Annotated in this window: 1 protein-coding gene; it reads left to right on the forward strand. The window is 47.4% G+C overall.

From position 1 onward, the window contains the following. Positions 1–66 precede the first annotated feature (66 nt). The coding region (locus KMS84_RS39220) for a hypothetical protein (RefSeq protein WP_256921395.1) at positions 67–405 on the forward strand (339 nt) is incomplete at its 3' end.

Raw genomic sequence — 405 nt, forward strand, 5'->3', positions numbered from 1 at the left:
GATTATTGCAAGCTCAATGGACTGGAATCCACTAAGTCCTGCCAGTGGAGCAATTACTCTCAGTGGTTGATTGGGTCGCTCGCTGATTATGCCCCAGTCATATTTGTGCAGTTTGTTCCCAAAAGCAGCCGGGAATTTTATCAGACGCCAAGAGGAGGAAAGTTTTCGGATGAAGATGTTTTAGTCATCAGGCGTGAGCTTTTGGAATATAATCAGAAAGTATGCCCTATGACGCAACTATCTAAAGAATCTGCTCAGTACGCTCCGCTATCTTACAGTTGTGAGGCGCCTCCTTTAGATTACTGTAATTCATGGCCGGATGGGCCAGAGGGGTTCGTTGATCGCTACATCTCTCAGCGCCCGGTGGCGATTGCTAACGAGTGCATCATCCCCAATCTGGTTAGT

The sequence above is a fragment of the Streptomyces hilarionis genome (assembly GCF_024539675.1).
Lineage (GTDB): Bacteria > Actinomycetota > Actinomycetes > Streptomycetales > Streptomycetaceae > Streptomyces > Streptomyces hilarionis.